The 14,304-nt window shown below is 29.9% G+C and carries 19 protein-coding genes and 2 pseudogenes; all 21 read left to right on the top strand.

Annotated features, from left to right (window positions below):
- The first annotated feature begins 74 nt into the window (after positions 1-74).
- The 21 genes and pseudogenes from V8V91_RS04280 to V8V91_RS04180 all read left to right on the top strand — a co-directional run bounded on the left by V8V91_RS04280 (position 75) and on the right by V8V91_RS04180 (position 13,724).
- Positions 75-593: a DapH/DapD/GlmU-related protein gene (locus V8V91_RS04280; protein ID WP_373398928.1), complete on the top strand. Its 519-nt coding sequence runs from the start codon at positions 75-77 to the stop codon at positions 591-593.
- A gap of 32 nt (positions 594-625) precedes the next feature.
- A pseudogene (locus V8V91_RS04275) lies at positions 626-2,037 on the top strand (lipopolysaccharide biosynthesis protein).
- A gap of 203 nt (positions 2,038-2,240) precedes the next feature.
- Positions 2,241-3,347, top strand: a complete 1,107-nt coding sequence (locus V8V91_RS04270) for a hypothetical protein (RefSeq protein WP_373398927.1) — start codon at positions 2,241-2,243, stop codon at positions 3,345-3,347.
- A gap of 560 nt (positions 3,348-3,907) precedes the next feature.
- The gene (locus V8V91_RS04265) at positions 3,908-4,522 is read left to right on the top strand and encodes a glycosyltransferase family 4 protein (protein ID WP_373398925.1); all 615 of its coding nucleotides are present in this window, start codon (positions 3,908-3,910) and stop codon (positions 4,520-4,522) included.
- Positions 4,509-5,087, top strand: coding sequence for an acyltransferase (locus V8V91_RS04260; RefSeq protein ID WP_373398923.1), 579 nt, complete (start codon positions 4,509-4,511; stop codon positions 5,085-5,087). The genes V8V91_RS04265 and V8V91_RS04260 overlap by 14 nt, the downstream gene beginning before the upstream one ends.
- The gene (locus V8V91_RS04255; RefSeq protein WP_373398922.1) at positions 5,084-5,497 is read left to right on the top strand and encodes a glycosyltransferase family 2 protein; all 414 of its coding nucleotides are present in this window, start codon (positions 5,084-5,086) and stop codon (positions 5,495-5,497) included. The genes V8V91_RS04260 and V8V91_RS04255 overlap by 4 nt, the downstream gene beginning before the upstream one ends.
- A gap of 38 nt (positions 5,498-5,535) precedes the next feature.
- Positions 5,536-5,970: a hypothetical protein gene (locus tag V8V91_RS04250; protein WP_373398920.1), complete on the top strand. Its 435-nt coding sequence runs from the start codon at positions 5,536-5,538 to the stop codon at positions 5,968-5,970.
- Positions 5,957-6,819, top strand: a pseudogene (locus V8V91_RS04245) (UDP-N-acetylglucosamine 4,6-dehydratase family protein). The gene V8V91_RS04250 and the pseudogene V8V91_RS04245 overlap by 14 nt, the downstream one beginning before the upstream one ends.
- Positions 6,816-6,977: a hypothetical protein gene (locus V8V91_RS04240; RefSeq protein WP_373398919.1), complete on the top strand. Its 162-nt coding sequence runs from the start codon at positions 6,816-6,818 to the stop codon at positions 6,975-6,977. Before V8V91_RS04245 ends, V8V91_RS04240 begins: the two are co-directional and overlap by 4 nt.
- Entirely contained in the window at positions 6,974-7,489 is a 516-nt protein-coding gene (locus V8V91_RS04235) for a UDP-N-acetyl glucosamine 2-epimerase (RefSeq protein ID WP_373398918.1), read from the top strand. Before V8V91_RS04240 ends, V8V91_RS04235 begins: the two co-directional genes overlap by 4 nt.
- Positions 7,486-8,097: a UDP-N-acetylglucosamine 2-epimerase gene (locus V8V91_RS04230; protein WP_373398916.1), complete on the top strand. Its 612-nt coding sequence runs from the start codon at positions 7,486-7,488 to the stop codon at positions 8,095-8,097. The genes V8V91_RS04235 and V8V91_RS04230 overlap by 4 nt, the downstream gene beginning before the upstream one ends.
- Complete coding sequence (locus V8V91_RS04225) at positions 8,094-8,408, top strand: NAD-dependent epimerase/dehydratase family protein (RefSeq protein WP_373398914.1); 315 nt, start codon at positions 8,094-8,096, stop codon at positions 8,406-8,408. Before V8V91_RS04230 ends, V8V91_RS04225 begins: the two co-directional genes overlap by 4 nt.
- The gene (locus tag V8V91_RS04220) at positions 8,294-8,794 is read left to right on the top strand and encodes a sugar nucleotide-binding protein (protein WP_373398913.1); all 501 of its coding nucleotides are present in this window, start codon (positions 8,294-8,296) and stop codon (positions 8,792-8,794) included. The genes V8V91_RS04225 and V8V91_RS04220 overlap by 115 nt, the downstream gene beginning before the upstream one ends.
- Before the next feature lie 11 nt (positions 8,795-8,805).
- Positions 8,806-8,958 carry a hypothetical protein gene (locus V8V91_RS04215; RefSeq protein WP_373398912.1) on the top strand — a complete coding sequence of 51 codons (153 nt, stop codon included), beginning with the start codon at positions 8,806-8,808 and terminating at the stop codon, positions 8,956-8,958.
- Positions 8,951-9,346: a hypothetical protein gene (locus tag V8V91_RS04210; RefSeq protein ID WP_373398911.1), complete on the top strand. Its 396-nt coding sequence runs from the start codon at positions 8,951-8,953 to the stop codon at positions 9,344-9,346. Before V8V91_RS04215 ends, V8V91_RS04210 begins: the two co-directional genes overlap by 8 nt.
- 164 nt (positions 9,347-9,510) lie before the next feature.
- The gene (locus V8V91_RS04205; RefSeq protein WP_373398910.1) at positions 9,511-10,143 is read left to right on the top strand and encodes a glycosyltransferase; all 633 of its coding nucleotides are present in this window, start codon (positions 9,511-9,513) and stop codon (positions 10,141-10,143) included.
- Positions 10,136-10,315: a WxcM-like domain-containing protein gene (locus V8V91_RS04200; protein ID WP_373398909.1), complete on the top strand. Its 180-nt coding sequence runs from the start codon at positions 10,136-10,138 to the stop codon at positions 10,313-10,315. The genes V8V91_RS04205 and V8V91_RS04200 overlap by 8 nt, the downstream gene beginning before the upstream one ends.
- A 71-nt stretch (positions 10,316-10,386) precedes the next feature.
- Positions 10,387-10,557, top strand: a complete 171-nt coding sequence (locus V8V91_RS04195) for a hypothetical protein (protein ID WP_373398907.1) — start codon at positions 10,387-10,389, stop codon at positions 10,555-10,557.
- 274 nt (positions 10,558-10,831) lie between these two features.
- Positions 10,832-11,335 carry a capsule assembly Wzi family protein gene (locus V8V91_RS04190; RefSeq protein ID WP_373398906.1) on the top strand — a complete coding sequence of 168 codons (504 nt, stop codon included), beginning with the start codon at positions 10,832-10,834 and terminating at the stop codon, positions 11,333-11,335.
- Between the two features lie 334 nt (positions 11,336-11,669).
- Positions 11,670-12,230: a hypothetical protein gene (locus tag V8V91_RS04185; protein WP_373398905.1), complete on the top strand. Its 561-nt coding sequence runs from the start codon at positions 11,670-11,672 to the stop codon at positions 12,228-12,230.
- Between the two features lie 336 nt (positions 12,231-12,566).
- The gene (locus tag V8V91_RS04180) at positions 12,567-13,724 is read left to right on the top strand and encodes a glycosyltransferase family 4 protein (protein ID WP_373398903.1); all 1,158 of its coding nucleotides are present in this window, start codon (positions 12,567-12,569) and stop codon (positions 13,722-13,724) included.
- The last annotated feature ends 580 nt before the right edge of the window (positions 13,725-14,304 follow it).

Below are 14,304 nucleotides of genomic sequence, written 5' to 3'. Positions count from 1 at the left end.
CAAATAATTTGTTGAATCATTACAATAAAATTAGTAATGCTTTCATTTATATTAGAGGTTTAATTTACAATTATTTGTATTTTGGAGGTAAATTAAGAAATCTCAAAATATCTTCGAATGTTGAAATTTGGGGAAACCTAATGTTTGGTAATAATGTATTTCTAGGGAAATATGTTAAATTATTCAGGAATGTAATATTGTCAGATAATTCATATTTAGGAGATTTTGTTGAAATTAGAGGAGGGGTTAATGATAATGTTAGCATTGGCCAATATACCACAATAAATAAAGGGACAATATTAATTGGGAATGTTAAAATTGGAGAAAATGCGCTAATTGCTCCTTATTGTGTGATAGTAGGTTCAAATCATTCATTTTCAGATATTAATAAAAATATTAATGAACAAGGCTTTACCTCAAAAGGAATTATTATTGGGAGTAATGTTTGGATAGGAGCTAACTCTGTAATTTTGGATGGAGTGGAAATAGAAGACGGGGTAATTATTGGTGCTGGATCTGTAGTAACTAAATCCGTTCTCCGAAATAGTATTATAGTTGGAAATCCTTCTAGAATTTTAAGAACTCGAATTTGAAAAGATTACGAGAATCTGCCTTTAAAGGGGTTATGTGGAATGCATTTGGTACGGTAGGTTCAGGTGTAATTAATATTATTTTAACAATTATACTATCTAGGATTTTATCTCCAAGTGATTTTGGGATTATTGAGTTATTAATTATTTTTTCTATTGTATCAGATTCATTTGTTGATGCAGGATTTAGTCAATCTTTAATTCGTGAAAAAGAAGTTACGGAGAAAGATCTGTCAACTATTTTTTATTTTAATCTTGGTGTTTCCTTGATTTTGTATTTGTTATTGTATAATTTATCACCTTTTATTGCATCATATTACGACGAGCCACTTCTATTATGGCTTTCCAGATTAGTATTTTTAACAATAATATTCAGATCTTTATCATTAGTACAAATTGTTCATTTTAGTAGGGATTTAAATTTTAAGCCAATCGCATTATCTTCGTTTATAGGAATAATTATTGCCTTTGTAATTACTCTTTTTTGGCAAATAATAATTATGGAATATGGGCTTTGGCAATAAATTTATTGTTACTGCCTATTTTTAAATCAATATTACTTTGGTATTTTAGTGATTGGAGTCCCAAGTTGGTGTTTAGCATATCCTCTCTAAAAAGACACCTTTCATTTGGAAGTAGATTGCTTATTATTGGTGTATTTGACAAAATTGTTTCTAACTTTGAGTCTCTTTTGATTGGAAAATATTATTCAAAGATTGAATTGGGTTATTTTTCACAGGCAAGAAAATTGAATTCATATGTTGTTGAAACTTCCTCTATTGTATTGCAAAGGGTTACATATCCACTTTTATCTAAATTAGGAGACAATAAAGCTGAATTAAAAAATGGATATAGGAAGGTTATTGAGGTTTCTATGTTTGTTATTTTCCCTACTATGTTTTTTATCTATATTTCTTCAGAAAATATAATTATTAGCTTATTCGGAGAAAAATGGTTAGATAGTGCCAAATATCTTCGTCTTTGGTCAATATGCGGATTAGTCATAACCTTGTATTCTTTTTTTATAAATATATTTTTAGTATTAAGTAAGACTAATCTTTTGTTAATTATTTCAATTATTAGGCAAGTTTTAAGGTTAGTAATGTTGTTTTTTGTACTTAAAATGGATGTAATTTCAATATTATATGGTATAACTATTGTGACAATTATTTCTGGAATTATTTATATATATATAGGGGGTAAGTTTATTAATTACACATTTAAAGAAGTGTTTTTTGATATTAAATATATTTTGATTTTTTCTATTTTGTCATCAATTATAACTTATTTTATTGGAAAGTATTTTATTCTTGAATCAAATACTCTAAAATTATTTATTCAAATATTCTCAATGACATTTATGTATTTTTCTTTAAGTATGATTTTTAATTCTAAACCTTTGTTGGAAGTTAAGTTCTTATTAAGTAATATATTAGGGAAGAAGTGATTAAGTATTTGTTGTTTATATTATGTTTATTGTTCTCTGCTAATTTTGTAACAATTTCTGCAATAGTGTTTACAATAATTGTTTTTTACTGGTGGTTATACATTAAAATTATTTTCAAAAATTACTAATTCAAATCATGAATTATTAATTTATCAAAATTTTTTATCTATGGATTTATTTACTTAGTAATGTGTTATTGGTATATGCTTGATAATAATTTTAATTATCTTTTAGCCTATGATACTTTTAATGCATTTCTTCCTTGGACTTTTGATGCCTTGAGCAAATCTTCATTTTATTATAGTTTGTCTTATATTTGGGAAGATTTCACCTTGATAAATAGGAATATGGTTGGATATTTATCTTATTCTACATCTTGGGCTTGGATTGCTAAAATGTTTAATTTAGATATTTATTTTGTTTTACAATTATCATCTTTATTTATTTCTTCATTTATACCAGTAATATTCTATAAAATTCTATTAATTAGTAAAGTTCGTGCTACTATCGCATTTCGTTTTTCATTAATTTTGCCTTTAGTTTCAGTTTTGTTTTTTTATTCTAGTCAAATTCTTAGGGATTGTCATATCGGTCTTTTTTATTTAATTGTAATATACACTTCATTAAAAAAATTTAGTTATTATAATTTATTTGTTATTTTGGTGATTGTTTTAATTACATCTTTATTTAGAATTGAATCTGGACTATTTTTAAGTGTTTATCTGTTTGTTTATAGTTTTATGGGCTATAAAGAGAATAAGTCTAATAGATTTTTCACTTCTTTTGTTATATCTATTTTTATTGGTCTAGGCGTTTATTTTATATACGGAAACTTATCTTCAATATCTAATATTTATTTATTTATTAATGATTACTATATATCTAGTGTCCAAGAAACAAATGGTTTAATTTCTAAATTGCAAACTATTCCTTTTTTTATAGGTGATTTTTTATCAATCTTTTACAATGCAATTCAACCTGTTCCTTTTTGGGTTAAACTTTCAAGTAATTATGATCCAAGTCGTCCTGAAGTTTATAATTTCATGAACTTTCCTTTACTTTTTTCCTCTTTTCTTAATTGGTTATTTATTTGTTATTTATTTTGTTATCTATCTTTTAAAAATATTCGTATTAATGTTAATTTGTTTTTAAATCAGAAGTATTTGATATCAATTTTTATCGGATTAGTTTTCTTGGTTGTACAAGCTAGTGTTATTGATCAAAGACGGTTAATCGGATTTTATTTCTTTTTTATACTTTTTTTATATTTATTTATTTATCTGTTCCTTATCGCAATAAAATTTATATAAATATTATTTCTGTTTTGAGTTATTTTATTGTTCACATTATAGCATATTCTTTAATAAATTAGATTTTGAAATCCTTACTTATTATTAATAGTAATGCTTTGTTTGAAGATGAATCAAAGAATTTATTTGTTTATGATAAAACTGGTGAATTTCTTTATGATTTGTCAAAACATTTTAATGTTTCTACTTTTCATTTTAAGGAAAAAAAAGTGATTTAGATACTGTTAATAATTATAATCTTTCAGTTACTAATGTCAAATGTATTGCAATTAATAAAAGCGGTAATAAAATTTATTCTTACATTAAAGCATATTTACACTTATTTTTTCTGTTGTTTAAAGTTGATTACTTTTATCTTTTTTATCCCAATAGCTTTAAATATTCTGCATTATTTTGTGTTTTATTACGAAAGCCTTTTGGATTGTATGTAAGGGGACAAAAGGGTTTTAATTCAAAATTTTCAAAATTTCTTTTTCAAAATCAAGCTTTATAAACACAGTTTCTCCATTTTTTCTAAACAAATTTCTAATTTTAATTCAAATGTTTTTACGATAAAACCGATGATAAATTATGATTGTTCAGATATTTTTAAAAATCGTGGTTATTTTTATAATAATGTTTTTAATTTGCTTTTTGTTGGAAGAATTGAAGAAGATAAAGGTGTTTTTGAACTTATTGACGCCTTAATTAAACTTAAAAATGAGTCTCATTTTTTGTTTAAAGCTAGATTTGTAGGATCAGGAAAATCAAAAGATAAATTGGAAAAATTGGTTATCAATAATAATCTTTCTGAAAATATTGAATTTCTTGGATCTGTTTCGGATCCTGAGCTTTTAAAAAAATTATATTTAAAAAGTGATATTTTGGTTTTACCTACATATCATGAAGGTTTTCCTAGAGTTTTATATGAATCTATGATTTTTGGAGTGGCTATAATAACAAGCTTTGTTGGAGGGATTCCTTTTTTAATGAAAAATAATAAGAACTGCTTAAAAATTGATGTTAAATCTTCTGATAGTATTTTTTGTAATGTTATAAAATTGTGTTCTGATATTAGTTTAATTTCTTATTTAACTACCAATTCCTATGCGGATATTACTTTATATCTTTCGAAAAATTCAAAAACTCATTTAGAATTATTACTACACTCATTAGGAGGAAATGATGTTGAATAAATTTTGGAACTACAAACTATTAGGATTAATAGGATTATTTAATCTTTTTATTTCTAGGACTTTTGAAATAATATCTAATAAATATTCCTATTTTGTCAATAACAAGAATTTAGGTTTTTGTGGATCTAATGTTTCTATCCTTCGTGGTTTTAAATATAGGTTTCCTAAATCAATTAAATTATATAATAATGTATCTATTGGTGAGTTTGTAAGTTTTACTTCTGAGTTAAATAGTGGTTATATTAATTTACGCAAAAATGTTGTTATTGGTAGATTTTGTAAAATAGATTTTAGTGGTGGAATTGAAATTTCCTCAAATTCATTATTGTCAGAAAATGTAAGTATTCAAACTCATGATCATGGTGTTGATCCTAGGAGTTTACCTATTGGAAAACCTTTAATTATTGGAGAAAATGTTTGGATTGGTATGAATTCAATTATTTTATCCAATTGTAATAATATTGGTTCTAATTCTATTATTGGCGCTGGTTCAATAGTCACAAAAGATATTCCTTCAAATGTAATTGTTGCAGGAAATCCTGCAAAGATTATTAAGTATATATGATCTCTATTATTATTCCATTTTATTCTAATTTTTCTTGGTTAGAAGAAGCAATAGGTAGTATTTTTTTTCAGACTATTGATAATTATGAAATTATTGTTGTTAATGATGGAAGTCAGGAAGATGATTCGGATTTTTTGACCAGATATAGATATAAAATTAATTATTTTAAAATTTCAAATTCAGGGCCAGCTTATGCAAGGAATTTTGGTATTTCTAAGGCAAATGGAGATTTTATAGCTTTTTTGGATTCAGATGACCTCTGGTATCCAAAGAAACTTGAAAAGCAATTATCCTATATGATCAATAATGATTGTTCTTGGTCTCATACAGGATATGATTTATTTTCTAATGATTCTGGTGAAATTTTAAAAAGCATTAATGTTAAAAATTTCTATGGAAATGTTTTTTGAAATCATTAATATCCTCACCTGTCGCTACACCCTGTGTAATGATTAAAAAACAAGTTTTTGATGACAATCCAGAATTTCGTTTTGCTGAGGATATGCGTTTTGGTCAAGATGGTTTTCTGTGGCTTAGTCTAGCTACTAAATATGATTTGGGAGTTATAAATGAAACTTTATCTAAAGTTAGAATTAGAGGTTCTAATGCTGCTTTAAAAGCTAAAGTTCATCTTCAAGTAAAGGCCCAAATTTGGGATTCTTTAACTGATTTGAATCATTTCAAATCAAATTTTTATAATATTCCTTTTTTTGTAAAATCAGCTTACTATTTTGCCTCTTTGAATTTTCAATTAATTTATTTTTTAATTAAAAAATTTAAAATAAGTTCCAGTCAATCTGAATTTATATCTAAGATTCTTTATACTCCTTCGTTTGTTTTATTAAAAATTCAATCTAGAATATCTAATAATGTTCAAAAATAAGACCCTGTTAATTACCGGAGGTACCGGTTCATTTGGAAATGCTGTACTTTCTCGTTTTCTCGATTCTGATATTGAGGAAATTGGAATTTTTCTCGTGACGAGAAAAAGCAACATGATATGAGGGTAGCTTTAAATCACCCTAAAATTAAATTTTACATTGGTGATGTTCGTGATTACCATAGCTTGGATTTAGCTTTAAAGGGAGTGGATTATGTGTTTCAAGCAGCAGCATTGAAGCAGGTACCTTCTTGTGAGTTTTTCCCTATTGAGGCAACGAAAACAAATGTATTGGGAACAGAGAATGTGATAAAGGCATGTGTTGCAAATAAAGTGAAGAATGTAATCTGTTTGAGTACCGATAAAGCTGCTTACCCCATAAATGCTATGGGGATGACAAAAGCTTTAATGGAGAAGGTAGCGGTTGCGGAATCTAGAAATATTAAGGAGGATAAAACCAAAGTTTGTTTGACCCGATATGGAAATGTGATGGCGTCACGAGGTTCTGTTATTCCTTTATTTGTGGAACAATTAAAGTCAGGAAAGGAATTAACTATCACCAATCCTGAGATGACACGCTATCTCATGTCTCTAGAAGAAGCAGTGGATCTAGTTCTTTTTGCATTCGAGCATGGGAATCAAGGTGACCTTTTTGTTCAAAAAGCACCAGCTAGCACCATTGGAGACCTTGCGTTAGCATTGAAAGAACTTTTTGAAGTAGATAACACTATTCGCGTGATAGGTACTAGACATGGAGAAAAGCTATATGAAACTTTATGCACAAAAGAGGAAATGGAAAAAGCTGAAGATATGGGGGACTTTTTAGAATTCCAGCTGATAACCGCGATTTGAATTACGGAAATTATTTTACTGAGGGTAGCACCAAAATTGCTGAATTGGAAGATTATAACTCTCATAATACAATGAGACTTTCTATTTCCGAGATTAAAGAAAAGCTATTAGCTCTTGATTATATTCAAGAGGAACTTAAAAATTGGAGAAATTCATGAGTAAGTTGAAAGTTGTTACAGTAATTGGTACTAGACCTGAAATCATTCGCCTTGCAGAATGCATCAAGAAATGTGATCTGTTCTTTGATCATACATTGATTCATACCGGGCAAAATTATGATTACACCCTAAATCAGATCTTTTTCGAAGATCTTCAGCTAAGAGAACCTGATTTTTATTTGAATGTTGCTGGTAGTCACCTTGGCGAAACCATTGGAAATGTAATTGCTAAATCTTATGAAGTTCTTACAGAAATTAAGCCTGATGCGCTTTTGGTTTTAGGTGATACCAACAGTGTATTATGTACGATTGCTGCAAAACGCCTTAAAATCCCCATTTTTCATATGGAAGCAGGGAACCGTTGCTTTGATCAGAATGTACCGGAAGAAATTAACCGAAAAATATCTGATCATATTTCAGATATTAACTTGACCTATACGGAGAACAGTCGAAGATATTTATTAAGTGAAGGTTTTCGTAAAGATCATGTTTTCGTTACAGGATCCCCTTGAAAGAAGTATTGGATAATTTTGAATTAGAGATTTTATCTTCTGATGTCGTATTTAAATTAGGTTTAGAACCAAGGAAATATCTAGTTGTCAGTGCTCATAGGGAAGAGAATATTGATTTGAAAAATAATTTTGAGGTTCTCTCTGAAGCCTTGAATGGTGTCGCTGAAGAATATAAAATGCCAATTATTTTCAGTACGCATCCGCGTACAAAGAAGAGAATTCAAGAGAGGGGAATTGTTTTCCATGAATTGATTAGAAATGTTGAGCCCTTGGGATTTTTTGATTATGTAAAGTTACAAAAGGAAGCTTTTGTGGTCTTATCCGATTCAGGTACTATCTCAGAAGAATCTGCCATGATGAATTTCCCTGCAGTAAGTATCCGGACCAGTACCGAAAGACCAGAAGCAATCGATGCAGGAACCATTGTTTTGGGTGGGATTTCCAAAGAAAGCATGCTTCAATCAATCCCAATAGCCAGAGGATTAAATGAAAGTGGGCAACAACATCTTCCATTTGAATATGAAGTAAGAAACTGTTCCACAAGGGTGATTCGCGTTATCCAAAGTTATACTTCAATTGTAAATAGAGTAACCTGGAATAAAATATGAAAAAAGTATTGTTGCTGGGTTCCACTGGTATGTTGGGGCATCAGGTTTATTTTCGATTGAAAAATGATTCTTCAATAAATCTCAAAGATCTATCGTATCGGAATAAACTTCATGAGGACACGATAATTTGTAACATTACTGACTCAGCTCGATTATCTGGAATAATTCAAGAATTTAAACCAGATTATCTTATCAATTGCATTGGCATTTTGATAAAGGGTTCTCAAGAAAATCCAAAAATTCGATATTCATTAATTCATATTTTCCTCACTGGCTGGTATCTGAGGCAGATAAATATGGAGGACAAGTAATCCATATTTCAACAGATTGTGTGTTTTCCGGTAAGAAAGGCGGATATATTGAAGCTGATTTTAGAGATGCAGATGATATTTATGGCAGGGGGAAAGCTTTGGGAGAATTAATAGGAGGGAGGCATCTTACTTTAAGGACTTCTATAATTGGCCCTGAATTAAAATCGAATGGCGAAGGACTCTTTCATTGGTTTATGAATCAAAAAGGAGAAACCAATGGATATACTAAGGCAATTTGGGGTGGTGTAACCACCTTTGAATTGGCAAAAGTCATTAAAGATTGCGTTTTCAAAAAAGAGAGGGCTTGTTTCACATTACTAATGGTGAACCAATTTCAAAATATGACCTTTTGGAAATTTTCAATTCCACATTCGGTTCCTTCTTGAAAATAAATGCTGTGGATGGAAAAGAAGTTGATAAAAGCTTAATGACTGAATTTAAAAATGAATTTAGTCAAATTACTAGTTATCAGGAAATGATTGAGGAAATGAAATGTTTTATGGATTCTCATCCAACTTTGTACAATAAAATTTATCCTATCCTTGGCTAAAAAGGTTTTGATAATAGGTGAAGCTTTTTTTCCAGAGGATTTTATTATAAATGATCTGGCACAAGAATGGCATTCTAATGGGTATGAGGTTGAAGTTTTGACTAGGACTCCTTCTTATCCTTTTGGAAAAACCTTCAAGGGATTTAAGAATAAATTTTATCAAAAAACTTTTTTTGATAAAATACCAGTTCATAGAATATTAGTTATTCCAGGATACCAAAAAAACAAGTTAATTAAAGTCTTGAATTATTTTAGCTTTGTATTTTTTGCCTCAATTGTTGCTCTTTTGATAGGAAAAAGATTTGATAGAATATTTGTCTACCAAACCGGTCCTTTAACCGTAGCTTTACCAGGTAATTTGATTAAAATTCTTTTTAAAAACCTTTAACTATTTGGACTCAAGATCTTTGGCCAGATACTGTTTATGCTTATGGGTTTAAGAAGTCAAAAGCACTCGAATTTGGATTAAATAGCCTTGTTTCTTTTGTTTATAATAATTCTGATAGAATTGCTTTATCCTGCAGAGGATTTATACCCAAACTCCAACCTTATTTGAAAGGTCAAAAATCGACTAATTGGATACCAAATTGGCCAATTATTGAATCTGAGTCTACTTCAAAAATAAAATTGCCTGGAGAATTTAACTTTACATTTGCAGGTAATTTGGGAAAAGTTCAAAATCTGAGAAACGTATTAGCAGGCTTTAAATCGGTTTCTAACAAATTTCCAAATGCATGGTTTAATTTGATTGGAGATGGTTCTGCTATGGAAGAGTTGAAATTGTTTGTTGATTCGGAAAATATTTTGAATGTCAATTTTGAAGGAAGAAAGCCATTGGAGTTAATGCCAGATTACTTTCAAGCTAGTGATGTTTTGATTATTTCCTTGATCGATGCTCCAATTTATGAGATTATGATTCCTAGTAAATTTCAAACTTACCTCAGTTATCAAAAGCCAATTTTTGCTATAATGAAAGGAGAGGTACCTGCTATGGTTTCCCAATTTAATATTGGTGGAAGTTCTGATCCTGATAATATTGTTGATATACAAAATGGTTTTGAGAAATTTATTAATTCATCTGAGAAGGAATTAAGATATATGGGGAGTGAATCGAAGAAATTATTGAATAATTATTTTTTGAGAGAAAGAAATATTAAATCATTAACTAAGATTACTTTTGAATAATTTAAAGATTTTTGAATTAGAAAAATTTCAAGATTCAAGGGGAGGATTAGCTTTTTGCAACTCATTTGATTTAGCTCCATTTAAAAGGTTCTATATCATTTCTCCAGCATCACTTGGCCAAATTAGGGCCTGGCAAGCACACAAAAAGGAGAAAAAGCTTTTCTTATATTAAAAGGGAGGGTGAAACTAGTTTTAACAAGAATTCTGAATTGGGAAACTAATGAAGCCGATAAACCTATTGTGATGGAATTAGATTATGAGTCTCCTCAACTAGTAATTGTTCCAGGTGGATATGCCAACGGCTTCCAATTCTTGACAAAGGAAGGAGAACTTTTAGTATTTTCAGACTACTTACTAGAGGAGTCTCAAAAAGACGATTATCGATTTGAAAAGGATTTGTTTTATTCTTGGTAAAATGATGAAAAAGGAATTGTTCTTTAGGTGTACTTTATTTTTGTACTTTATTTTTTGCTATAGAACTTATTCTCAAACTATTCCTGCTGGATTCCCGTCATTGGAGGAGGAAGTTAGAAGACATCAATTAATAGATTCAACCACCACAAAGAAATCTCTTTTATTTAGGCCTATATCAAATTTTTATTCAAAATATTTTCAATTATTACAAGTAAATAGCATTGAAAGCAAGGTCAAATTTTCTTTTTATCCTGTAATTAATACATCTAAATTATTGACAGGCCGACCTTATGGATGGGCCGATTATGGCTTAATACCAAATCCTGGCTTTCAAACCTATTTATCTTCAGGAATTAATGTCAGGTGGGAATTTCTGAATTTTGATTTTAGACCAGAGATGGTCTTAGCGCAGAATTCAGGTTTTACAACAGGATTGGAGGGGATGTCCAATTCCCAAATAAAAGATAGATTCTTTTTTTGGAATTGGGGAGATTTTCCAGAAAGATTCGGAAAAGGATGGTATTACAGCCCATGGTGGGGGCAGTCAAAATTAACTTTTCAATATGGAGCATTTGAAATTGGGGCTGCTACAGAAAATATCTGGTGGGGTCCTGGTCAATTTAATTCCTTAACTTTTTCGAATAATGCCCAAGGTTTTCCCCATTTAACATTCAATACAACCAAGCCTGCGAAAACATTCTTAGGAAATTTTGAAGGACAATTGATAATGGGGAGGTTGGAAAACTCGGGAATTTCTCCTCTCAAAACCAAGAATTGAATTCCCTTTATTTTACTCAATTTTCTGGAGATTGGAGGTATTTAAATGCCATTTCTATTTCTTATAACCCTAAATGGATACCTGGATTATTTCTTGGTTTTGCGCGAACTTTTCAACAGTATAATGCTAAAAGAGGAAATACCTTCTTAGATTGGTTTCCAGTTTTTGAAGGTTTTCAGAAAAAAATGTTTTTGATAATGGAAATACGGTAGGTTATGATGGGAATGGTAGAGATCAAACGTTTACTTTATTTGGTAGATTTATTGTTCCAAAGGCTCATGCAGAAATTTACTTTGAATATGGTAGAAGGGATCATCCTTACAGTTGGAGGGAGTTGATTTTGAACCCTGAACACGCTAGAGCCTATATTTTTGGTTTCAATAAATTAATTAAGATTCAAAACTTTAGTAAAAAACTTTTAATTCGAAGTGAAATTACGCATCAACAAGAATCTCTAAATAGAATTATTAGGCATAGTATTAAAGGTGGACTGTCTTGGCATACCCATAATCCAGCGAGAGGTTTTGTTAATTATGGTCAACCGTTGGGGGTTGGAGTAGGCGTAGGATCCAATGTTCAAACTTTAGAATTATCTTTAGTTGAAAGATTAGATAAAATTGGATTTATTATGGAGAGGCTAGACAATAATCAAGACTTTTACTACAAAGCTCAACTACAAGAAACAGAGCGAAAGCCCTGGGTAGACCTATCATTTGGATTCCTTTACGACAAGCAATTCATTAACCTTTTACTAAGCTCAAAATTACAAATAATCCATGCCCGAAATTATCAATGGCAGATAGACCCAAGTAGCACTCCTGATTTTCCAAAAGGGAAAAATTTAACATCATTTTTAGCTCAAACTAGTTTGATATATTTTTGGAATAAGCAATAGTAAGGTGTGATTTGTAATTTTATTCAAATAAATTTTCGAGTTATTTTGGTGTTTCTCTAGTTTAATTTGTTGAGAAACTCCCCATTTTGTTTTTCAGAACATCATTTTCAGGAAATATAAATTTCGTAACTAAGTTTTTAATAATATAAATTTGATGTGTTTGAATAAATTTTACAATCAAGGAAATGTTGATCAAATAGATTTTCAAATCATTTGGATCAATAAAAGTGTTTTTTACAATATTTAATTATTATAAGTTTAAATTATCAAATCGTTAATGGCTAAGCTTTTGTCGTAGGTTTTTCATAAATTTATGCCATTAAACCAACCAATTATATGTACTTTTTATTTGCTGCCTTAACTGCCTTTTCTATAGGTTTTTTAGTAACTCCCATCTTAATCAAAGTATTGAGAAAAGCAGAGATAGGGGATGTTCCTGGTGGTAGGAAAATTCATAAATCATTTGTCCCTTCTATGGGAGGGATAGGTTTCTTTGTTGCCGCAGCGATTTCTCTTTTAATTTGGACCATGCAATTCCCCTTACCTGATATAAAGTATATTTTTGGAGGGATACTTTTCATGTTTTTTGTTGGGTTGAGGGACGACATTGTAGAATTAAAGGCTTCCAGAAAATTGCTTGGACAATTAATGGCTGTGTTATTAGTGGTGGTTCTAGCTGATATTAGAATTAAAACATTTCATGGATTCCTGGGAATAAATGAATTGCCTATTTCAGCAAGTTATATTTTCACGACAATAGTCTTATTAGCATTAACAAATGGATTTAATCTTATTGATGGCCTTGATGGATTAGCTGGAACTATTGCTATCATAACGCTTACTTGTCTCGGAGGATGGTTTTTAGTACAAGGAATTGAAAGTTATGCATTGATTAGTTTTGTTTTCATAGGAGGTATTCTTTCTTTTCTAGTCTTTAATTGGCATCCAGCAAAGATATTTATGGGGGATACAGGTTCATTAACGATTGGATTTACACTGGCGACTCTTATTGTCGCCTTTATGGAAATCAATGAAAGTCTTCCAACTGAAACCTTTTTGAAATTCGATTCTACTTTCTCGATTGCCGTAGCGTTGATGATCTTTCCATTGTATGACATGGCAAGAGTCTTCACGCGTCGTCTTTTACAGGGGAAAGGCCCTATGACTCCAGACAAATCTCATGTACATCATTTTATGATGCGTATGGGATTAAAGCACAATCAAGTTTCATTGATTTTAGGAAGTTTACAATTTTTAATGATAGTCTTAGCATTTACCCTGAGAGACTATTCAGATCATATAGTTTTGCCGATTTTAGCTGTTTTGGTAATTTTCTTAGGTTGGAGATTAGATCAAGTCACTGTCGTTTATCTAAAGAAGAAGGTGGAGCTTGAACCTAAAGTTTTGGAATTAAGGGAGATGAAAGCTAAAAAGATTAAAAAAGTTAAAGTCAAAACAGAATCCTTAAGTGAAAGTCCAGTTAATCTGAATTAAAATATATTCTGAGTCCTAAGAATAAAGGTATTAATTAAGGAAATGCCCCCAAAAGATTGATTTTTTTGGGGGCATTTTTATGCCGTAGAACATGTATCATTTTTTAAACTCATTGATATTACTACTATTTGTAATAGTGTAATAGTATCATCCTTTCTTCTATTTGAATAGAAGACACCCGTTGTTTCTTTTCATTTGAAGAACTTTTTCTATTTGGATATGATCTTTTTGGAAATGAACTTTAATCTTCTCTTCGCTTTCCATTTTCGAGAAGAAATCTCTAGCCTTTAAAGTAAAAGCCAATATTTTTGATCTGACCTGGTGTCCTTCATTGGTAAAATATGATCTTTTGCAATAATGGAGTTAAATAGGTAATTAGAGATCCTCCCTGCTCAATTATCAATTGATGGTTTAGGAGGAGATTAATTTTGGGAAAGAAATCGAATATATAAAGTTAATGAATGGATAATTGTTTAATTATTGATTTTTTGGCGACTTGACAGTGACCAGTCTATTGAAAAAAATATTCCCAGTAAAATTCATCAGGAATGTGCTAAAATTCATTTTGTTTGCTGGACAA

The organism is Algoriphagus halophilus, assembly GCF_041729275.1.
Taxonomy (GTDB): domain Bacteria; phylum Bacteroidota; class Bacteroidia; order Cytophagales; family Cyclobacteriaceae; genus Algoriphagus; species Algoriphagus halophilus_A.
The sequence above is the reverse complement of the archived record's forward strand: the minus strand, read 5'-3'. Positions and strand labels throughout refer to the sequence as shown.

Excerpts from the sequence above, each read along its gene's own strand:
- V8V91_RS04270 (WP_373398927.1), top strand. The coding sequence starts at position 2,241 with ATGCTTGATAATAATTTTAATTATCTTTTAGCCTATGATACTTTTAAT.
- V8V91_RS04265 (WP_373398925.1), top strand. The coding sequence starts at position 3,908 with ATGATAAATTATGATTGTTCAGATATTTTTAAAAATCGTGGTTATTTT.
- V8V91_RS04260 (WP_373398923.1), top strand. The coding sequence starts at position 4,509 with ATGATGTTGAATAAATTTTGGAACTACAAACTATTAGGATTAATAGGA.
- V8V91_RS04255 (WP_373398922.1), top strand. The coding sequence starts at position 5,084 with ATGATCTCTATTATTATTCCATTTTATTCTAATTTTTCTTGGTTAGAA.
- V8V91_RS04250 (WP_373398920.1), top strand. The coding sequence starts at position 5,536 with ATGATTAAAAAACAAGTTTTTGATGACAATCCAGAATTTCGTTTTGCT.
- V8V91_RS04235 (WP_373398918.1), top strand. The coding sequence starts at position 6,974 with ATGAGTAAGTTGAAAGTTGTTACAGTAATTGGTACTAGACCTGAAATC.
- V8V91_RS04225 (WP_373398914.1), top strand. The coding sequence starts at position 8,094 with ATGAAAAAAGTATTGTTGCTGGGTTCCACTGGTATGTTGGGGCATCAG.
- V8V91_RS04195 (WP_373398907.1), top strand. The coding sequence starts at position 10,387 with ATGGAATTAGATTATGAGTCTCCTCAACTAGTAATTGTTCCAGGTGGA.
- V8V91_RS04180 (WP_373398903.1), top strand. The coding sequence starts at position 12,567 with ATGTACTTTTTATTTGCTGCCTTAACTGCCTTTTCTATAGGTTTTTTA.